General features: G+C 37.5%; 21 protein-coding genes. 4 read left to right on the top strand and 17 right to left on the bottom strand.

Features of this window, described 5'->3' with window-relative positions:
- Positions 1-107: 107 nt before the first annotated feature.
- The 5 genes from BZK16_RS10940 to BZK16_RS10920 all read right to left on the bottom strand — a co-directional run bounded on the left by BZK16_RS10940 (position 108) and on the right by BZK16_RS10920 (position 5889).
- A complete protein-coding gene (locus BZK16_RS10940) occupies positions 108-1151 on the bottom strand; it encodes a hypothetical protein (protein WP_077928931.1) in 1044 nt (347 codons plus the stop codon).
- Between the two features lie 131 nt (positions 1152-1282).
- Positions 1283-2059 (bottom strand): alpha/beta fold hydrolase, encoded by a 777-nt coding sequence (locus BZK16_RS10935; protein WP_077928930.1) that lies wholly within the window; start codon positions 2057-2059, stop codon positions 1283-1285.
- A gap of 97 nt (positions 2060-2156) precedes the next feature.
- Positions 2157-3545: a 2-oxoadipate dioxygenase/decarboxylase HglS gene (gene hglS / locus BZK16_RS10930; RefSeq protein ID WP_077928929.1), complete on the bottom strand. Its 1389-nt coding sequence runs from the start codon at positions 3543-3545 to the stop codon at positions 2157-2159.
- Positions 3546-3578: 33 nt separating this feature from the next.
- Positions 3579-4823, bottom strand: a complete 1245-nt coding sequence (locus tag BZK16_RS10925; RefSeq protein WP_077928928.1) for a 2-aminoadipate transaminase — start codon at positions 4821-4823, stop codon at positions 3579-3581.
- 124 nt (positions 4824-4947) lie between these two features.
- Entirely contained in the window at positions 4948-5889 is a 942-nt protein-coding gene (locus tag BZK16_RS10920) for a LysR substrate-binding domain-containing protein (protein ID WP_233145282.1), read from the bottom strand.
- A 269-nt stretch (positions 5890-6158) separates the two neighbouring features.
- Here BZK16_RS10920 and BZK16_RS10915 point away from each other — a divergent pair, with 269 nt between their 5' ends.
- Both BZK16_RS10915 and trpF read left to right on the top strand, forming a co-directional pair.
- Positions 6159-7421, top strand: a complete 1263-nt coding sequence (locus BZK16_RS10915) for a dicarboxylate/amino acid:cation symporter (protein ID WP_233145281.1) — start codon at positions 6159-6161, stop codon at positions 7419-7421.
- Between the two features lie 204 nt (positions 7422-7625).
- Positions 7626-8189, top strand: a complete 564-nt coding sequence (gene trpF, locus BZK16_RS10910) for a phosphoribosylanthranilate isomerase (protein ID WP_077928927.1) — start codon at positions 7626-7628, stop codon at positions 8187-8189.
- On the opposite strand, the gene BZK16_RS10905 is transcribed toward trpF, so the two are convergent.
- Positions 8179-8853: a Dph6-related ATP pyrophosphatase gene (locus tag BZK16_RS10905; protein WP_077928926.1), complete on the bottom strand. Its 675-nt coding sequence runs from the start codon at positions 8851-8853 to the stop codon at positions 8179-8181. The two genes, trpF and BZK16_RS10905, sit on opposite strands and share 11 nt — an antisense overlap.
- Positions 8854-8969: 116 nt before the next feature.
- On the opposite strand from BZK16_RS10905, the gene BZK16_RS10900 reads away from it, so the two are divergent.
- Together BZK16_RS10900 and mscL are read left to right on the top strand one after the other, a co-directional pair.
- Positions 8970-9752 (top strand): SDR family oxidoreductase, encoded by a 783-nt coding sequence (locus tag BZK16_RS10900; RefSeq protein WP_077928925.1) that lies wholly within the window; start codon positions 8970-8972, stop codon positions 9750-9752.
- Between the two features lie 126 nt (positions 9753-9878).
- Positions 9879-10307: a large conductance mechanosensitive channel protein MscL gene (gene mscL, locus BZK16_RS10895; RefSeq protein WP_077928924.1), complete on the top strand. Its 429-nt coding sequence runs from the start codon at positions 9879-9881 to the stop codon at positions 10305-10307.
- A 65-nt stretch (positions 10308-10372) separates the two neighbouring features.
- On the opposite strand, the gene BZK16_RS10890 is transcribed toward mscL, so the two are convergent.
- From BZK16_RS10890 to BZK16_RS10840, 11 genes are all read right to left on the bottom strand, one after another.
- Entirely contained in the window at positions 10373-11887 is a 1515-nt protein-coding gene (locus BZK16_RS10890) for a fumarate hydratase (RefSeq protein ID WP_077928923.1), read from the bottom strand.
- Positions 11888-11961: 74 nt separating this feature from the next.
- The gene (gene ispE, locus BZK16_RS10885; RefSeq protein WP_077928922.1) at positions 11962-12783 is read right to left on the bottom strand and encodes a 4-(cytidine 5'-diphospho)-2-C-methyl-D-erythritol kinase; all 822 of its coding nucleotides are present in this window, start codon (positions 12781-12783) and stop codon (positions 11962-11964) included.
- A 1-nt stretch (position 12784) separates the two neighbouring features.
- Complete coding sequence (gene lolB / locus BZK16_RS10880; protein ID WP_077928921.1) at positions 12785-13339, bottom strand: lipoprotein insertase outer membrane protein LolB; 555 nt, start codon at positions 13337-13339, stop codon at positions 12785-12787.
- Positions 13340-13436: 97 nt separating this feature from the next.
- Positions 13437-14867, bottom strand: coding sequence for an APC family permease (locus tag BZK16_RS10875; protein WP_077928920.1), 1431 nt, complete (start codon positions 14865-14867; stop codon positions 13437-13439).
- Between the two features lie 358 nt (positions 14868-15225).
- Entirely contained in the window at positions 15226-15885 is a 660-nt protein-coding gene (locus BZK16_RS10870; RefSeq protein WP_077928919.1) for a tetratricopeptide repeat protein, read from the bottom strand.
- A gap of 150 nt (positions 15886-16035) precedes the next feature.
- Positions 16036-16455, bottom strand: coding sequence for a hypothetical protein (locus BZK16_RS10865; protein WP_077928918.1), 420 nt, complete (start codon positions 16453-16455; stop codon positions 16036-16038).
- Positions 16448-17344 (bottom strand): tetratricopeptide repeat protein, encoded by an 897-nt coding sequence (locus BZK16_RS10860; RefSeq protein WP_077928917.1) that lies wholly within the window; start codon positions 17342-17344, stop codon positions 16448-16450. Before BZK16_RS10860 ends, BZK16_RS10865 begins: the two co-directional genes overlap by 8 nt.
- A gap of 25 nt (positions 17345-17369) precedes the next feature.
- On the bottom strand, positions 17370-17954 hold the full coding sequence (locus BZK16_RS10855; RefSeq protein WP_077928916.1) for a Maf family protein: 585 nt from the start codon (positions 17952-17954) through the stop codon (positions 17370-17372).
- The gene (gene kdsA, locus BZK16_RS10850) at positions 17954-18772 is read right to left on the bottom strand and encodes a 3-deoxy-8-phosphooctulonate synthase (protein WP_077928915.1); all 819 of its coding nucleotides are present in this window, start codon (positions 18770-18772) and stop codon (positions 17954-17956) included. The genes BZK16_RS10855 and kdsA overlap by 1 nt, the downstream gene beginning before the upstream one ends.
- Before the next feature lie 4 nt (positions 18773-18776).
- Positions 18777-19172, bottom strand: coding sequence for a methylglyoxal synthase (locus tag BZK16_RS10845; RefSeq protein WP_077928914.1), 396 nt, complete (start codon positions 19170-19172; stop codon positions 18777-18779).
- A gap of 14 nt (positions 19173-19186) precedes the next feature.
- Positions 19187-19516: an outer membrane protein assembly factor BamE gene (locus tag BZK16_RS10840; RefSeq protein WP_077928913.1), complete on the bottom strand. Its 330-nt coding sequence runs from the start codon at positions 19514-19516 to the stop codon at positions 19187-19189.
- Between the last annotated feature and the right edge of the window lie 84 nt (positions 19517-19600).

Genomic DNA, 19600 nt, shown 5'->3' with positions numbered 1-19600 from the left:
AAACCTTCTTCCTCCCAATTTTAGTAATTTTGCTTACTTTCTGAACATAGCACAAAAGCAATAGATTGAGAATATGGGCGAGAAGAAGTTGTTTTAATCACTAATGATTAATCTATTTTTTCTTTAGTTTCACTGTAAAAAGTAAAATCTTTTCTTTCAAAAAAGGCTAATGCAACTTTGTCATCATTAATTTTTCGTAAGCCTGTGCATTCTGAACCTTCGCAATCGAGTAGATAGATATTTTCTTGTGTAGCTTTTAACATTATGTGGTTATGGGATTTCAGATATTTGTCATCTAATATTTTAATTAATATATCTTTTCCAGCTGATTGACCATAGTAACTAGCTATATAGTTATTAACGGAGACTGTACCAATGGGATACCAACTAAAACTGTAGACTAAAACACAATAAGAAACACTATATAAAATTATTTTGTCTTCTTGTTTTTTGGCAGGTTTATTATTTTTATTAGCTGAATATTGAGCATACGTTAAGAAGGTAGTAAATGCGCATATGTAGAAAAAGTAATACCATAATGAGCTTATTCTAAAGAATTCAAAATATGAAAATCCAATTACAAATGCTATGCAGAAACTAGATAAAATTTTTCTAAATATGCTAGATGTTTGAGGCTTTATGGCATCAATCCAAGCCGTAATATAAATAATTAGTAATATATTAATGCTTACAAATATTGCTATGAGTATTTGAGGATGTGAAATATAGAAAGACCACGAATTTATTCTATTTAATCCTTCCAAATAAGGAATACCAAGAGTTTTGTAGTAAGATTCATAAAATTGTGCAGCTGAAGAATAAAGTGAATATAAAATGAAGGCCGTAAACATAATGCTGGCTGTTGTAGCAAAGAATTTTTTTGCATATAAAGGAATGTTATTAACAAATGCTTCATGTCTCGTAATAGGTGTTTCTTCTACTGTTGTCTTAATAGTAGTTGTGGGCTTTGTATTTATAGTTGAGGCATATTTATTTTCTAAAGCTGATAATTTTGTATGAAATTTATCTTGAGTAGTTTTTAATAGTTTATTGGTTGTTCTTAATTGCTTAAATAAGATAATAATTAAGACTAAGCAAAGAACAATCAAAGATATATAGATAATATTGCTAACCAAAATATTTTCTTCCATTTCTATTTATAAATAATGAAGGAAATTATATAGATCAATAATATAAAGTCTATGATTAGCTGAGTTACTAATGAATAAGCATTAAAAAAGCCACATAAGTGGCTTTTTTAATATTTGGGAATTATTAGATATTAATCATTATGTTCATCTAAAAACGTATGAATCGTGCGGAGCACCGCATCGGTTTTTTGAGCATGAACCCAATGGCCAGCACCAGCGATCACTTTAGCAGTTGCATTAGGAAATTGTGCTGTGATCAATGCTTGATCTTCTTTGCGAACATAGCCAGATTCACCGCCAATGATGAATAATGTTGGCTTTATGAAAGCAGGAACATCCTGCCAACCAATGATCTCTAAATAACGATCTTGCAAGGTTGCCACATTAAATTTCCAAGTACCTTGCTTGAATGATTTCAATAAGAATTGAATTACAAATTCTTCATCCAAAATCGTGCGCATTAACTCAGCCGCTTCTTTGCGATCTGTAATTTTAGCATCGCTCACAGCATTCAATGCTGCAAAGATTTCAGTATGGCGATGAACGTTGTAAGCCACAGGTGCAACATCAATCACAATAAGATTTTTGATTTTTTCAGGGATATATTCCGTGACTTTCATTGCAATTTTACCGCCCATAGAATGTCCGATAATTGTGACTTCAGGAATATTTAGATCATCGAGTAGGGCTACGATATCTTGCGCCATCGCAGAATAATTCATTTCATCGGAATGGCAAGAATCACCATGATTACGTGCATCCACTTGGATTGTTGTGTAATCCGTCAAACCGCGTGCGATCATGCCAAGGTTATTCATATCGCCAAATAAGCCATGAATTAACAAAATAGGTGTTGCATGAATCTCGGTTTCAGGTTGGGTGATTTTATAGTTTAATAATGTTGCCATTCGATCATATCCTCAGTGACTGCATAACATAGTGGGATATTATGCCATGAAAAAAAGCAAATGGCGGGAGGAACGCCATTTGCTTTGAAAGATGAGATTAGATCGCCAAAGCTTCTTTACATGCTTCCCACGAACGTGCTTGGGATGAAGCATATAACTCTAATTCATCGATTGTTTTTGTACCTAAATCTCTCATGAATTCTTCTTGATTTGAGCTGATTGTATATTCCGCTTGTGCATTGTCGCCCAAGTTAGATTGGAAAATACCTGCAGCGCTCACTGGCAAGAAATCTTCATAAACGATTGGTTCATAGCTGATTGCACCAGCTGCGATTAAATCTTCAATCGTAGCATTTGCTGCAAATGAACCTGCTTTTGCGATGCCATCTTGTGTTGGATAGTAAGCAAAATATGCTAATTTGTTATCGTGCAACTCTTTGTAGCTGTCTGGGAATGCTGCAAAGTGTTTTGCCAATGCTGCACGATATTGATCAGCATTAGATTCATTGGTTGTACCAACTTCTGCACGCGTTTGATTCAACAATTGATCATACAAAATTCTGCCTTTTGGCGTTAATGCTGCACCGCGTTGCTCAATTTCACCGAAGCGAGCAGTGTGATTGCCTGTGCCATTTTGATCTGCTTGATCTGTAAAGCGTACATTTTCTTGTAGTGCTTTAAAGCTTGTTTGACGAAGCAAAATAGGGCATTTACGTGAAGGTGGGCCTTCCACAACTGCTTTTGGCGTAATGCCACGTTTTGGCATCATATCTTGCACCACATCAATGTCCACAGTTCTTGGCGTTAAGTGGTTAATGTGTGGGCCTTTGAATGCTACAACGTCCGCGATTAAGCGGTGTTGATCATGCAAAGTTTGGTATTGATCAGCTGTTACTGTTGCATTTGAATGCCAGCGGAAAGTTTCTAGCACTTCTTTAATGAATTCATCAGCATCTGCTTCATTCAAACCGCCTTCTTTCTCATTCTTTTCAATCAAGCGAATTGCGCCATCAGTGAAAATATTGCGTTGAGAAAGAATTTCTTTAACTTCTTTTTGTAAGTCAGCATCATCAATCAATTCCAAGCGCAATAATGATGTGAATACGCGGAATGGACTGACATTCAAAGAATCTTCATGAATCGCACGGAATGCTGTTGAATGAACTGGAACACCCGCAGGAGTTAAGTCATAATAACCAACAGGGAACATGCCCATGACTGAAAATAAGCGGCGAATTGTGTTCAATTCTTCTGCTGTACCCAAACGAATTGCACCATGGCGTTCTTCATCTAAGCGCTCGATTTCGCCAGTTTTGATCAAGTGTTTATGAAGCAATGGATTGCTGTCCAATGTTGATTGGTTTACATCAGAAACCAACTGCATTAAGTCACCATATAATGGTACTTCATCGCGGTACATGTGGGACATTGCTCTGGAAAATTTCGCTCTGATTAAATCAGGCGAGATAAATGCTGTATTTGACATGGTGAGTTCCTCCAAATGAATTCTTTACTATTGTTATTGATTTGCTTCAGCTAAACATTCGCCTAAAATGTTCAAGCCTTCTTCTAATACTTCAGGTTCGATTGTAATCGGTGCTAATAAGCGGATGATGTTGCGGCTTTTACCACTTGGCATTAATAGCAAACCACGTTCACGAGCACTTGCTAGTACTTTTGCCAATATTTCTGTGCCTGCTGAACCATCTTTATTCAATAAAGTAATGCCACGCATTGCATCCACACCTGTTAATGGGCCAACACATGTTAAGCCTTCAGTTTGCCATTTTGCATGGTACTTTTCGATCATTTGTGTGTATTGCTGATTCCATTGTGCCATTTGCTGATCATCAGACATAATTTCCATAGTTGCCAATGCCGCAGCACAAGCAATAGGATTGCCTGAATAAGTACCACCTAAGCTACCTTTTGGTAAATTATTCATCAAATGCTCTTTGCCCATTACCGCACCCAATGGCAAGCCACCTGCGATGCTTTTTGCGAGCAATAATAGATCTGGTTCAATGCCTAAATGTTCAAAGCCAAAGCGTTTACCTGTACGACCAAAGCCTGATTGGATTTCATCTAACACTAATAAAATGCCATTTTGGTCACAGAATTCACGCAAGTATTGTGCGAACTCTTTATCCATCAATTGGAAGCCTGCTTCACCTTGGATTGGCTCTAGGAAAATACATGCGATATTTTGTACATCTACTTCTACACTGAATAAACGTGCCAATGCTGCTTTAGCTTCAGCGCAAGTGACACCTGTGTCTTTACTTGGGAAAGGTAAATGATAAACAGGACCAGGCAATGGGCCAATGCCTTGTTTGTAGGGTGCAACTTTACCATTCAAGTTCAATGCAGCCAATGTACGGCCATGAAAGCCACCATCAAATGCGATTACGCCAGTGCGCTTAGTTTGTAAGCGTGCAATTTTCAAAGCATTTTCTGTCGCTTCTGCACCGCAGTTAGTGAACATGCCCACCATTGGCTTTGCAGTTGGAACAAACTTTGCCAAAGCACTCATTGCTTTCGGATATGTGCCATGTGGTACAGCATTGTAAGCATAATGAGTTAATTTTTGTGCTTGTTCAGTAATTGCAGCAACGATCTTAGGATTACAGTGACCTAAGTTTAAAACACCAATGCCACCAACGAAGTCGATGTAAGATTTACCGCTTTCATCCCAAACTTTAGCATTCAAGCCGTGAGACAAAGTGATAGGGTGCACGATAGAAAGTGCTGATGTAATGCTCATGTAGTTTCCTCCAAAGATAACACTGATGGCTTTCCTCTCATGGAAAAGTATGATCAGTGCTATTGATTATGGAGTTATGAAATCAAAAATCTGAAAGTGGTTCAAACGAAAAAAATGCTGTGAATTATTCCTTTTTTTCCGATTCTAGGGCACTCATGTTCGCTAAGTGACTTTTTAGCCAAGTAATGAATTTTTTAATTCTAGGAATATCAATGGATTGTGCTTCATAAGCTAAATAATAAGCGCCGTGGCTATCAAGTTCATAATCCCAAGGAATGATCAAAGTTCCGCGTTCTAATTCTTCTTGTGCTAAAAATTTTGGCACTAAAGCGATGCCATAACCCATTTCAGCAGCACGAATACAAGCCGACCAAGTCTCGAATTCAGGGCCTTGATAACAATTATCTATGTTGGCACCTTGGCTAGAAAAATATAAGTACCAAGAAGCTACACGAGATTGACATTGTAATAAGGTGTAATGTTTGAAATCTTCCAACTCTTTAATGGGATGACCTTTATCTTGAAGGAATGTTGGATGACAAACAGGTATCATCCATTCATCGAATAATTTGATACATTCAATATCTTCCCAAACGCCACCACCAAATATGAAGGCAACATCAATGCCTGCTTTGGCTAAGTCAAAAGGTTGAACATAATCTTTAAGGTTTAAATGAATGTTGGGATAGATATCATAAAATTCTTTGAGTGCAGGAATAAGCCAGCGCGCACCAAATGTTGGGTGAGCGGCTAGGCTTAAAATTTCACGATCGCCACCATAAGTGAGCATATGCAAAGTAGAATCTTCCACGATACCGAGAATTTTTCTTACTTCTGGCAAATAAGCAGCACCAGCTGCGGATAATTTCAAACGCTTACGTACACGGTAAAATAAACTTGTTTGTAACGTTGCTTCTAATTGCGCCACTTGTTTACTCACAGCGCTTTGAGTCAAAAAGAGTTCTTCAGCTGCTTGCGTGAAACTTAAATAACGCGCTGAGGCTTCAAAACACTGCAAAGAAGCCATCGATGGAATCTGTTTGCGCGGTATTTGAGAAAGGTTCATACATCTTGTCCTTAAAAATATAAAACTACTGTTCAATCCAATATGGAATGAATTAATGCGGAAAGCTCGCTTGCATTTATAACACATTTACTACTAATCTAGCCGACTGCATGACCTAGATCAAATTATAGGTTATGTTCATCAAAAATTCTGGACATCAGTTGTATCAGTATTTTACCGAAGTCGTCAATCTTTGGATTGATATTTTCATCGGTAAAAATAAGAATGTTTTAAGGAGGAATGTAGTGAAGTTGTTGTGGAATTGGTACATGAGCAAATCTTTTATGCTCAAAATTACGGTAGGTTTTATTCTTGGATTGGTTTTTGGTGTTGTACTGGGCCCACAAAATGAAATTTTTTCACCGCTAGGTGCGATCTTTATGAATTTGTTGAAAATGATCGTAATTCCGCTCATTTTCTTATCATTAGTTGTTGCTGTGAATCATTCAAGCCCATCTGAGTTGGGGCGCATTGGTGTAAAAGTTTTTCCAATCTATATTGTAACGACAGCATTATCTGTTGTGATTGGTATTGTGATTGCAAAATTGATGAATCCTGGTGCTGGCGTAAAGTTAAAAGAAGGTCTTTCTGTGACTGTGCCTGATCGTCCAAGTTTCTTGGATACGATCATTAATATGGTGCCAACAAATATTGTGAAAACATTTGCAGATGGTAATATTTTAGCGATCGTATTTGTGGCGATCATCATTGGTATCTCTATGTTGTATATGCGCCATTCTGAAAATGACGTTCACAAAGATATGGGTGAAACTCTCATGAAATTTGTGGAAGCTGCGAATGAAGTGACGTTAAGAATCTTGAGCGGTATTTTGCAATATGCACCGATTGGTGTATTTGGCATTACAGCGGCAACAATTGGTGCGCAAGGCTTGGATACTGTGATTGCATTGGGTAAATTTATTTTAACTTCATACATTGGCGTTGGCTTATTACTAGTGGTTTTCTATCCACTCATTTTGAAATTATGGGGCTGTAAGGTTATTCAGTTCTACCGTGATATCAAAGAATGTATGCTGACATCATTTGTGACAGCAAGTAGCTTAGGCACATTGCCAATTTCGATTCGTGCAGCGAAAAAAGCAGGCATTGATGAAAGCATTGCGAACTTAACATTGCCAATTGGTGCAACTGTGAATATGAACGGTACAGCATTGCGCTTAGGTGTTGCGGTGATCTTTGCATCAGAAATCATGGGCATCGATTTAAGTATTGTAGAGCTTGTGTCGATTATCTTAATTGGTACATTGACAGCAGTGGGTACAGCTGGCGTTCCTGGCACTGGTTTGATCGCGATGTCTGCAGTATTTGCTCAAGCAGGTTTGCCAATTGAGATCGTTGCGTTAACAGCAGGGATTAATATCATTGTCGATATGGTGTTTACATTAGGTAATGTAACAGGTGACTTGGTTGCAGCTAAAATGGTGGATCTATCAGAGAAACGAGCAGCAGCTAAACTTGGTGAATCAGGCAGTTTAGCAACTGTGAATGAATCATCAGTAGAACCTTCTTGACTTCTTTTTTTAAAAGATTATGATCAATCTGTTATCTAAATTATTTTAACTGAATATCTATGAACCAATTTTTTGCGAACTACTATTATTACTATTATCTCCACAAGCGGGAGATATGGCTGTTCGTGAATGAAAAATAGTTCACCCTATATCAAATGAAAGCCCGCTAGAAAGCGGGCTTTTTTTATACCTAAAGGAAATGAAATGGCAGTGTTAACACAATTGAAAACATTACAATCGAAAGAATCCATAGTCAGTGGCATTACGAATCGTACAGATTTAATAGCGGCGCATGCTGCGGGTGCAACTTATGCGGGCTTTATCTTCGTATTGACGTCGCCTTATGGTATTGCGATTGAAGATGCCAAAGAGATTGCCAAGGATTCACCTTTAAAGCACATTGGTATTTTTCAAAACTCAGATTTAGCAGATATTTTATATGTGGTGAATGAAATAAAGCTCTATGCAATTTTGTTGAATGGTTGGGAAACGCAAGCTTTCATCACTAAATTGCGTGAACAACTGCCTGAATCCATTAAAATTATCAAAATTGCTCATTTGAAAGATGATGCACCGAAAATGAATTACCAACATGTAGATTTTTACTTATTAGGTGGGCATGTTGGTGAAATTTTAGAGCCAAATTGGACATTACTCAAAAATATAGATTTGAGTAATGTGTTTTTATCAGGGAATTGGAAAGATAGTGCTTTGTTACCCAATATTCAATCTCGTCCATTAGGCATTGAGCTAAACTTTAAGATGTAAGCTGCAAAAATGCATTCGTGCCATTAGAACGAATATCAATAGGGAAGACTTCGATGGGCGATTTGAAAATTGGCCCATCTATGACCAATGTATGGAATTCACCTGCTTCGCCACAAGGATCAATACCACGATCTTCTAAGTTTTGGATCATCTCTAATGTAAGTATTTTGCCTAAATCTTCAGTTGTCATGCCCATTGTGAGGTTCACTGAAACAATCATAGCTTTAAAACCACGATTCACAAACTCTTCAACAATTTCTCTGCGGGGGCGATTCCATAATGGTATATGTAAATCTAAATCTACTTTTTGTACGATTTGTTCATGCCATGATGCATGTTCTGGCACATCAATATCGCCGGTGACTAAAAGCTCTGCACCTTTAAGTTTGGCATCTTCCAAGAGCTGTAAATAATTCACTTCATAATCATCCCAGCTAGATTGTGCGCTGAGAATAGGGAAGTTCAATGAATCAGCCTGCTTTTGTGTGATGGACATTGGCACACCGTGTGAGCGGGAATGATCGCCTTCATCCGATAACATCATGATTAAGCCAACACATTCACCATGTTGTAATGCATGATAGAGCGCCAAGATACTGTCTTTACCACCACTGAAAGATAAGATGAATTTAGGATTGGAGTTTTTTGGCCATTGATTGAGCATGGGAATCCTTTTGAGAATGATTTTTGCCAAATGTTCAAAATTAAGCATATTAATCGCTAATTTTTCGCTATGATTAATATTAACATTTGATAATGATTTTGATCAAAGGAGATCTCATGGATTTAGGAATTAAAGATCGCTGGGCGATTGTATGTGCGGGTAGTAAAGGTTTAGGTAAAGCGTGCGCGAAAGCATTGGCGAGTGAAGGTGTGAATGTTGTGATCAATGGTCGTACTGAAGCATCATTATTGGCAACACAAAAAGAGTTAGAAGCTCTGCCTAACGTTGGCAAAATCATCACTGTTGTTGCTGATATTACAACACCAGAAGGCCGTGAGAAAGTATTAGCGGCAGCACCTCAAATTGATATTTTGATCAATAACGCAGGCGGCCCACCACCAGGAAACTACTTAGATTGGACGACTGAAGATTGGATGAAGGCATTGAATAACAATATGCTCACAGCTATTGAGCTAATCAAAGCTGTCACACCAAAGATGCAAGCACAGCAATTTGGTCGCATTGTGAATATTACCTCGAGTGCAGTGAAAGCGCCGATTGCTGTTTTGGGCTTATCCAATGGTGCACGTGCAGGTTTAACTGGTTTTGTGGCAGGTGTTGCGCGTACAACTGTGCACGATAATGTGACGATTAATAGCATTTTGCCTGGTGCATTTGCAACAGATCGTTTATTGCAAACAATTGCAGCAGAAGCTGATAAAAATGGTATTTCACAAGAAGCAGCAGTGGATGCACGTATGCAGAAAATTCCTGCTAAACGCTTTGGTCAACCTGATGAGTTTGGCGCATTGTGTGCATATTTATGTAGTGCACAAGCAGCTTACATAACTGGACAAAATTTTCTAATTGATGGGGGTGCATATCCTGGTACTTTCTAATATGATGGTTGTGCTGTAATAGTAAATTTAAATAATAAGTAAAAATTATACAGGGTAGCTCAATATCTGTGATTTTGTACTACTCTGTTAGCTCTTCAATTTTATAATCATATAAGTGAGATAATTATGTTACAAGAATTTAAAAAGTTTTTATTGCGCGGTAACATCCTTGATTTATCAGTGGGTGTTGTGATCGGTAGTGCATTTACAGCGATCGTAAATAAAATTGTAGAGGGTTTATTAACACCAATCATTAGTTTGATTTTCGTAGTAACCACAGGCAGTAAATCAGCAGATGATGCTTTGGGTAACATGGTTTTCCAAGTGAAAGGCGTAACTTTCAACGTGGGCTCTGTATTGAGTGCTTTAATCACATTTTTAATCACAGCAGTTGTGTTGTTTGCAATTATGAAAACTGTGAATAAAGTGATGGCAGCAACTCAGCGTGCGGAAGAAGAAGCGGCGGCAGCAGCGCCAGCTGAACCAGCAGCACCAACTTCAGAAGATTACTTGAAAGAAATTCGTGATTTGTTGGCGAAACAAGCTGAAAAATAAATATTGAGCATTAAACATAAAAACCAGTTCAAAGAACTGGTTTTTTATTATGTATATATTGTTACTTATTGTGTGATCACTGGAATCTTACCAATTTTTGCTTGCCATTTAACAGGTTCAGTTTTGTGAACTGATTGACCTAATGTATCAACAGCAACAGTCACAGGCATATCTTCTACTGTGAATTCATAGATTGCTTCCATGCCCAAGTCTTCAAATGCTAATACTTTAGATGCTTTGATGGCTTTAGAAACCAAGTAAGCAGCACCGCCAACAGCCATCAAATAAACAGCTTTATTATCTTTGATTGCTTCGATGGCAATATCACCACGTTCTGATTTACCAATCATACCGATTAAACCAGTTGTTTCTAAGATTTGGCGAGTAAATTTATCCATGCGCGTTGCCGTTGTCGGGCCAGCAGGTCCAACAACTTCATCATTGATTGGATCAACAGGGCCAACGTAGTAGATAAAGCGGTTAGTGAAATCTACAGGTAGCTTTTCACCTTTATTCAACATGTCGATCATGCGTTTATGCGCAGCGTCACGACCTGTTAAAATTTTACCTGATAACAATAAAGTATCACCTGGTTGCCATGTTGCGATTTCTTCTTTTGTGATGTTATCTAGGTTAACTTTTTTACCAGCCGAACTATCATTTGTGATTTTTGGCCAGATATCTAAGTTAGGTGGTGTTAATACTGCAGGACCATTGCCATCCAATGTGAAATGAACATGACGAGTTGCGGCACAGTTTGGAATCATTGCAACAGGCAAGTTTGCAGCATGCGTTGGGCATTCTAGAATTTTAATGTCCAATACTGTTGTTAAGCCACCCAAACCTTGCGCGCCAATGCCCAAAGCATTCACTTTGTCATAAAGCTCTAAGCGAACTTCTTCTGCACGAGTTTCAGCACCTTTTGCAATTAAGTCTTGGATATCGATGGGTTCCATCAATGACTTTTTAGCCATCAACATTGCTTCTTCAGCCGTACCGCCAATACCAATGCCCAAAATTCCTGGTGGACACCAGCCTGCGCCCATTTCAGGAACCATTTTTAAAACCCAATCCACAACAGAATCAGAAGGATTTAGCATTGCGAATTTACTTTTTGCTTCACTGCCGCCACCTTTGGCTGCTACATGAACTTCGATTTTATCGCCAGGTACTAAATCGTAATGGATAACAGCAGGCGTATTATCTTTAGTATTGATGCGCTTGCCCATAGGATCAGCCAATACAGATGCACGCAAGATATTGTCAGGATCAGTGTAAGCTTTTGCAACGCCTTCATTGATTGCTTGAGTGACATCAAAGCCATCTTCAAATTGTACGGATGTACCAATCTCTACAAATACAGTCACAATCCCTGTGTCTTGGCAGATTGGGCGGCGACCTTCTGCACACATTCTAGAGTTAATAAGGATTTGTGCCATTGCATCTTTAGCTGCTTTTGACTCTTCGCATTCATAAGCCGCTGTAAGATTTTTAATATAATCTTCAGGATGATAATAGGAGATGAATTGCAAACTATCGTGGATAGATTGAACAAGATCTTCACGTTTGATAATGGTCACTATGCGCTCCTTTAGTGAATTGATGGTAATTATCGAGCTGAATCATACCATAAAAGAGCGCATTAAATGAATGGCTAGCCGTGATAAGGCGAGCGATTTAACGTATTGAAAGTACGATATTGGAGGTTTTCCACTTGCAAAAATTGATCCAGTTGAACTTGTTGTTCAATTGTTGGTTCATCAATATAGATACAAGAACCTGTGCCTGTAATTTTAGGTGATAAACCTAAATCAGTTAGAGCTGTCATGTAACCTTGCATTTTAGGGTAGAGCGCATAAATTGCAGAGGTACAATCATTCAAATAATCAGGGTGATCTGTCTTTTCTAGAATTGGATTAGTGCGCGATAGGGCAGGATACTGAAAAACTTTTTGCGTACTGATGGAAATATTGGGAATGATCAAGCCATATGCTTTTTCTTTAGGCTGCATTGGGATGAATAAATCACCAATCCCTTCTGCCCACGCACTTTGACCATAGATAAAGATTGGTACATCAGCACCTAAAGTACGACCCAAAGCTTGGAGCTTTTCTGAGCTGTAATCGAGTTGATATAGCTCATTGATAGCCATTAATGTGGTTGCTGCATTAGAGCTTCCACCACCTAAACCTGCGCCCATTGGAATATTTTTATTGAGCTTGATGTTTAAGCCAGTTGTGATGCCACTTTCTTTTTGCAATAAACGAATGGCTTTAACAATGAGATCATTCTCTTCTGTGATGAATTCATTGTGATAATCCGCAATGATTTTGTCATCGTTGCGTAATTCAAACCCTATTTCATCTTGCAATGAGATGAATTGAAATAGGGTTTGCAGATAGTGATAGCCATTCGGTTCTGGACGAACAATGCGAAGAAATAGGTTAATCTTCGCAGGAGATTTGAAAAATTGCATCTTAATATAACCAGTGCTCAACTAATAAACGTAAACGAACATCACCGCGTGTTAATTCGATGCTCTGTGGAATGTCACGTTTTTTGTAGTTCATCCATTTTTTATATTGGATGTTCCAGCCATCTTCTTTAAAGGCAATGATACGATTTTTATCATCGCGTTCAATGCTGGTTGCTTTAGCATTGGGTGTGCCCACTAACCAATTTTGCATGCCAGAAATTGGCCAATCAAAGCCTGTAATTTCTGTGAATAATTCATCAGGTGATTTGCCTGTGTAAGTTTTCTCTTCTGTTTTTAATATACTTTCATTCGGTGCAACAGCCAAGTCAATTCTGCCACTACCCAAAGGACCTTGAACAATCAGTTTTAATTCTTCAGGTGTTTTTTGTTCCCAATTGAAGCTTGCTTGGCCACTGTTTTCAGGTGCTTTTAATGCGGCGCGACCAATGGCTGTATATTTTTCTAAAGGCTTATTAGGATCAGGAATTGTCGTTGCACAACCTGCTGTAATTGCAATGATTGTGAGTAGGCTACCAATGCGTTTTAAGTTAAGCATGAATGGATTCTCATGAGTGAATAAAATTATAGAAACTTTAACACAAAAACACCCGCTATTGGGCACGGGTGTTTTTCTTGGGGGATTTTTTATGTTATTAGTCTACATTGCTTTGGCGATCCAAAAATGCTTTAGGGTATTTCCTAAATCCTTTGGTCACAATTGCTAGGTAGATAATGCCTAATGCACCCCATACTAAACCAATTTTCAATGCCATCTCTTCTAAGTTGTACCATAAGTAACCAATGAAGAGCATGCCACAGAAAGGTAGGATTAGATAATTCATAGTATTTTTAAAGCCATCTTTTTGACCATCTCTGAAGTAACATTGTACGATTACGCACACGTTAACAATAAAGAAAGCTGTCAATGCACCAAAGTTAACCAAATGTAATGCAAAGTCTAAGTCAAAGAAGCCAGCGCTTAAAGATACAATCCCAACGATTACAATGTTAATTGAAGGTGTTTTGTATTTTGGATTAATATAACCAAATGCTTTTTTAGGGAAAATACCATCACGACCCATTACATACATCATACGAGAAACACCTGTATGAGCTGCCAAGCCTGATGCAAATACCGCAAAGATTGCTAACCATAAACCAATAGATTGGAAGAATGTTGATGCTAAGAACTTACCGATTTGCACACCGCTCATCGCTTGTTCACCAGCATATAACAATACTTCTGGTTGGCTTTCTTCAGGATTAGTGAATGTATAACCTTCGAAAAACAACTGCATAAAATATGTGATGAAAATGAATATCACACCACCAATTAATGTTGTTAAAAAGATCGCTTTTGGTACAGCTTTAGCAGCATCTTTTGCTTCTTCTGATAGTGAACTTAAACCATCAAAGCCTAAGAATGAGAAGCAAAGAATTGCAGAACCTGCTGCTACAACGCTGATTGACATTTCGGGGCTAACAAAAGGTTTAGAACTCACTAATGTTGCAGCACCTACGCCATCAAAATACAGACCTTTTAAAACTAAAATAACAAAGATAACCATTAACAATAACTGGAAGAATACGATGATGCTGTTAAAGCTCGCCACCATTTCTACACCGCGATAGTTAATGTAAGTCATCAATGCTGCCAATGGAACAACGTAGTACCAAATATTGATGTCACCAAATTGTGATTTCAAATAAATAGTTGCTAGCAAAATGTTGATCATTGGATTGAACAAATAGTCTAATAATGTACACCAGCCGACAACGAAACCTACTTTAGGATCAATTGACTTTTGTGTATATGTATAAGCTGAACCTGCAGAAGGATAACGGCGAACCATCTTGCCGTAACTTAATGCAGTGAACATCATAGCGACTAATGTGATGATATATGCAGTTGGAACGTGTCCACCTGTGTCCTGACTTACAATACCGAAAGTATCGAATACAGTCATAGGTTGCATATATGCTAAACCGATCATGACAAGCTGCCAAAGTACTAATGTTTTTTGTAAGCTTGCAGAACCGTTATTGGTAACGTTAGGAGATAACGTTTGTGTGTTTGATAACATAAGTTTATTTCCCCCAGCCTTTCCGTGGCATGTTGAAAGAGAGATAAATATGCGCGTTAATTCAAAAGAATTATTGCCCCCTTGTGTGCGAGTTAAAGACCCAATATAAATTTAACTCTAAAAAAAATTCCTCATAACTAGATGAGGAATCAGGGGATTTTACAGCATTTTTCTCATTTGGCTACATTTTTTTATTTTGAACATTGATAATTTTTATCCAGATCGCTATTTTTTCAATCTAACAATTATAATTTCTTGATTATTAATCAATAAAATTTAAAAGGCTAAAGGTAAAAAGTTTACTTCAATGTGAAAATTCAATGATGCTCTAAGTGAGGTTATGTCATTTGACTAACTTTTAAGGGTGTAATGTATTTAATTTTGAGCATGCTTCTGCAACACGTTGTGCGCAAGCTTTGTTATACCAATAATATGCTTCGCCACCATTTCTTCTAGTGCCACGGCCAATATTGTACCAATGGGCAACTGTTAAAATAGCACGCCAATCATCCATATAGGCTAATTTTTTATACCAAATCAGTTGTTCATTAGGATTGTCTGAATTCATGGCAGTCAACATCAAGAAAGATTCAGGCGTATTTGCGCGTGCTAATAAGGTTTTAGCACGGATTTTATTTAAAGGTGCACCATCATAACCATTCCACATAATCATGCCCATGTAATAATCTACATAAGGCGATAAGTAACCATATGCCCCAACTTTTTGGAAATATTGTAGAGCTTTTTTATGATCTCTTTGGAAAGGTACGCCAGCATGATTGTGGTAGCCTAAATAATAGAGTAAACCCACATAAAATGCGTGTTCAGGGTGAGCTTCTGTTGCATAATCAATGAGCTCTTGCGCTGAAAATCTGCTGTTATTCACCACATTAAAGACATTTGTTTCCACAGACGTATCACGTTTCCATCCATCCCAAAAGTTAGGATCATCAACGTTGTATGCAAGTGCTATGGAAGACATGATCATAATCATGACTGATAGTATATATTTAACCATAATGGGCACCTTAAAACTCTGTACAAAAACTTTACTATTTAAGATTGTATGTTATTTATACGACATTTTTATAACAATATTTAGATTTTTTTTGACTTAAAAGGGTGGAAATATTGTTTTAGAGTTTCACTCATTGATTAAATCAGTTACTTATAGCGGTTTGTTTTTAATCAAGAATAAAAATATTGCGAGTGCAAATGCAATGCAAACGGTGTATATCGGGTAAATCGTTGCTAAGCCTAAAAATAATAATGCTAATAAATAACAGGCAAAGAGAATGGCACCAATCCAAAGAATGATTCTATAAAAACTTTGATATTTAAAGGCAAATATAGCGATAGCAATATTGAGTAAGAAGAGATATTTGATTGCTTTGAAAAGAGTTTCTAAATCAACATTCCAATTCATTGATAACAATAAACGACCAGATTCAAACCAAACTTTAGCCACAAAAGGATACAAATAAGCAAAGACTGGAAAATATTCTTTATTGATGCTCATGACCAAATAATGGCTAGCTAAAAAGAATATAAATCCAGTCAGTACTGTAATGCGAATGGCTTTATTCATTAACCAATCGAGCTTTTAATTGGTTCAATTCAGGGTTTAATGGATCAGCTTTTAAGCCTAAATCCACATAATCCAATGCTGAAAAATAATCATTACGACTGAATTCTTTTTGGGCAAGATTCAAATAATGCGTTGCTAATTTATTTAAACCTGTCAATGCGGCTTGGTTATTAGCGTCCGCAGCTAATGCTTGATGATAATAAGCAAGGGCAGAGCCTTGATAAGGTTCACTCAATTGTCCACGATCCCATGCTGCGTTGGCTTGTTGAACCATTGAATTAGATTCTGGGTTGCTAGAAACTGTATTTTGTTCAGCAGGCTGTGATGAAGATTCTAACTGTAATGATTCCATATTTAAACCAAATGGAGAATCACCATAGAAGTTTTCTGCATTATGTTCTGCTTCATCATCTTCTGTCGCAGAAATTAAGCTCAGTGCAGGTAAATCTAAATTAGCTGTTGGATTTTTAGCAGCTTCACTCAATAATTCAATTTCATCTAATGCTGGTTTTTCTGTAGCTTTTGGACGTCTCACAGGTGGTTTATAGACAAATGATTCACGCTCTTCCTCTGATAAAGCAGGATTGTAGATTGCTTTGCCTAGATCATTAGTGCGATCAATTGAATATTTCGGTAAACCTGAGCGTGTTGTTTCGCTGCCCATCATAAAATAAGCAAAAATTAAACAGATAGTTAAAAAGCTGCCTGTAATGAATAAGTTAAAGCCCTGAAACCATCCCCAGCCTAAAGAACTACCATATTTTTTGGATTTCTTTTTCTGGACAATTTCAGCTTCTTTATTCTGCTCATTGACATTTTTGGTTTCAATGGCAACAGATTCTTTATTACCGCTTTCTGGATTTTTGATGTATTTGAATGATGGTTCCATATTAAATCTTGTCTAGTTGCATGATCTATGAAAAGGCTAATGAAGAATCATTATACCCAATTTCTCGTAAAGCTTCGGATAATTCAAACAGCGGTAAGCCCATGATGCCAGAATAACTACCTTTAATTTCTGCTATGTATCTCGCCATTAAGCCTTGAATTGCATAACCGCCAGCCTTATCGCAAGGTTCATGAGTTGCCCAATAATCTTTGATAAAAGTTTCAGGTAATTTTACAAAAGTAACTAAGCTCACACTAGTTTTCACAATAATTTTATCTTGATATTGCACAGCAATGGCTGATAAAACTTGATGTGTCGAACCTGATAACATTGTCATCATTCTTAGAAAATCAGCATAATCTTCAGGTTTGCCTAAAATCACATCATCTTTAATCACGCTGGTATCAGCCGTTAAAATTGGATGCTCTACAGTGCCCAAAAGTGATTGTGCTGCAATGGCTTTTGAATGCGCCATACGCGCCACATAATCATGGGGATTTTCATTTGGTAAAACTGATTCATCAATATCGGTATTGATCACTTGATAATCAACACCGATCTGTTTCAGCAGTTCTTGTCGCCTAGGCGATTTCGATGCGAGTAAAATCATTAGCCTTTAACAATCTCATCAATGGCTTTTAATTTCATCAATAATGCTTCTAATTCTGACAATTTGATTGCATTTGGACCATCTGATAATGCTTTATCAGGATCTGGGTGAGTTTCCATGAATAAACCACCCACGCCCACAGCAACTGCCGCTTTAGATAACACAGGAACGAATTGACGTTGACCGCCAGAACTCGTGCCTTGTCCGCCTGGCAATTGCACTGAATGCGTTGCATCAAATACAACTGGGCAGCCGATATCTTTCATCACTTCTAATGAACGCATATCTGAAACTAAGTTGTTATAACCAAAAGAAACACCGCGCTCACAAGCCATGATGTTTTGGTTGCCTGTTGCACGTGCTTTTTCGATTACATGTTGCATATCCCAAGGTGCTAAGAATTGACCTTTTTTGATATTCACAGGTTTCATTGTTTTTGCAACATTTTGGATAAAGTTAGTTTGGCGGCATAAAAATGCTGGTGTTTGTAATACATCCACAACAGCGGCCACTTCATCTAAAGGTGTATCTTCATGCACATCTGTTAATACAGGCACATTTAAATCTGCACGAATTTTCTCAAGAATTGCCAAACCTTTTTCAATACCAGGACCACGATAGCTATTGATAGAAGAACGGTTAGCTTTATCAAATGATGACTTATAGATAAATGGAATGTTGAGTTTTTCACACATCTCTTTTAAACGACCTGCAACTTCAAATGTCATTTCTTTTGATTCAATTACGCATGTACCAGCGATCAAGAAAAAAGGTGTATCATTGCTAACTGGAGTTTTAAATAGAGAGATATTAACCATTGTATTAACCTTTTTGTGAGTAAACATGAGTGAGACCTGTCATTAATAGGTCCGCTGTACCTTGATTACAAGCCATTGGGATATTATAAAGTGTTGATAAACGAATTAATGCTTTAACATCAACATCATGTGGCATCGGTGTTAATGGATCTGTGAAGAAAATGAGCAAGCCCAATTCGCCAGTACAAATCAACGAGCCTAATTGTTGATCTCCGCCCAATGGCCCACTTTTTAAACGTGTTAAATTCAAATCAGGGTAGGATTCTAAAATCACTTTACCTGTTGTACCTGTTGCATAAAGAGGGAATTGTTTGAAAAATTCGTAATGTGGTTTGATCCATTCGACCAACTCTAATTTCTTTTGGTCATGTGCGACTAAACCAATGCCTTTATGAAGCATAACTTCTCCTATCATTATTGAAGTCTTTCAATAGATTGAACTTTTTTGTTTTTATCAAATGTCACTTTGACGCTTTGATGAGCGACTTGCTCGCCAGTGGATAATGAGCTCATGAAGGTATAGTGCCAAACATCAGGATGATATGCATCACGCACTAATGGCGTGCCTAAAATACGTTGAACATCCACTTGCGCCATGCCTGGTTTAATTTGTTCTAAGCGTGAATCTTCAACTTGATTGCCTTGAAGAATAACAGTTTTGTGCAAGCCTGGCATATTTGAACACGCCGAAGCAAGGCCCGCGATTAATAATAGACTGCTGATCTGCATTACTCTCTTTTTCATCATCATTTCCATGCAAAGTAAGTCGGTAAATAGTGCTAATTCTATACTAGAACGAATCTTTATAAAAATAATCTTTGTTATTGT

Source organism: Wohlfahrtiimonas populi (assembly GCF_002006795.1).
GTDB classification, from domain to species: Bacteria; Pseudomonadota; Gammaproteobacteria; order Cardiobacteriales; family Wohlfahrtiimonadaceae; genus Wohlfahrtiimonas; species Wohlfahrtiimonas populi.
Note: the sequence above shows the minus strand (reverse complement) of the source record. Positions and strands in the feature narration are given on the sequence as shown.

Excerpts from the sequence above, each read along its gene's own strand:
- BZK16_RS10870 (WP_077928919.1), bottom strand. The coding sequence starts at position 15,885 with ATGGTTAAATATATACTATCAGTCATGATTATGATCATGTCTTCCATA.
- BZK16_RS10925 (WP_077928928.1), bottom strand. The coding sequence starts at position 4,823 with ATGAGCATTACATCAGCACTTTCTATCGTGCACCCTATCACTTTGTCT.
- BZK16_RS10935 (WP_077928930.1), bottom strand. The coding sequence starts at position 2,059 with ATGGCAACATTATTAAACTATAAAATCACCCAACCTGAAACCGAGATT.
- mscL (WP_077928924.1), top strand. The coding sequence starts at position 9,879 with ATGTTACAAGAATTTAAAAAGTTTTTATTGCGCGGTAACATCCTTGAT.
- trpF (WP_077928927.1), top strand. The coding sequence starts at position 7,626 with ATGGCAGTGTTAACACAATTGAAAACATTACAATCGAAAGAATCCATA.
- BZK16_RS10840 (WP_077928913.1), bottom strand. The coding sequence starts at position 19,516 with ATGAAAAAGAGAGTAATGCAGATCAGCAGTCTATTATTAATCGCGGGC.
- ispE (WP_077928922.1), bottom strand. The coding sequence starts at position 12,783 with ATGCAATTTTTCAAATCTCCTGCGAAGATTAACCTATTTCTTCGCATT.
- BZK16_RS10860 (WP_077928917.1), bottom strand. The coding sequence starts at position 17,344 with ATGGAACCATCATTCAAATACATCAAAAATCCAGAAAGCGGTAATAAA.
- BZK16_RS10865 (WP_077928918.1), bottom strand. The coding sequence starts at position 16,455 with ATGAATAAAGCCATTCGCATTACAGTACTGACTGGATTTATATTCTTT.
- BZK16_RS10845 (WP_077928914.1), bottom strand. The coding sequence starts at position 19,172 with ATGCTTCATAAAGGCATTGGTTTAGTCGCACATGACCAAAAGAAATTA.
- BZK16_RS10940 (WP_077928931.1), bottom strand. The coding sequence starts at position 1,151 with ATGGAAGAAAATATTTTGGTTAGCAATATTATCTATATATCTTTGATT.
- BZK16_RS10875 (WP_077928920.1), bottom strand. The coding sequence starts at position 14,867 with ATGTTATCAAACACACAAACGTTATCTCCTAACGTTACCAATAACGGT.
- kdsA (WP_077928915.1), bottom strand. The coding sequence starts at position 18,772 with ATGGTTAATATCTCTCTATTTAAAACTCCAGTTAGCAATGATACACCT.
- BZK16_RS10920 (WP_233145282.1), bottom strand. The coding sequence starts at position 5,889 with ATGAACCTTTCTCAAATACCGCGCAAACAGATTCCATCGATGGCTTCT.
- BZK16_RS10915 (WP_233145281.1), top strand. The coding sequence starts at position 6,159 with ATGAGCAAATCTTTTATGCTCAAAATTACGGTAGGTTTTATTCTTGGA.
- hglS (WP_077928929.1), bottom strand. The coding sequence starts at position 3,545 with ATGTCAAATACAGCATTTATCTCGCCTGATTTAATCAGAGCGAAATTT.
- lolB (WP_077928921.1), bottom strand. The coding sequence starts at position 13,339 with ATGCTTAACTTAAAACGCATTGGTAGCCTACTCACAATCATTGCAATT.
- BZK16_RS10900 (WP_077928925.1), top strand. The coding sequence starts at position 8,970 with ATGGATTTAGGAATTAAAGATCGCTGGGCGATTGTATGTGCGGGTAGT.
- BZK16_RS10905 (WP_077928926.1), bottom strand. The coding sequence starts at position 8,853 with ATGCTCAATCAATGGCCAAAAAACTCCAATCCTAAATTCATCTTATCT.
- BZK16_RS10855 (WP_077928916.1), bottom strand. The coding sequence starts at position 17,954 with ATGATTTTACTCGCATCGAAATCGCCTAGGCGACAAGAACTGCTGAAA.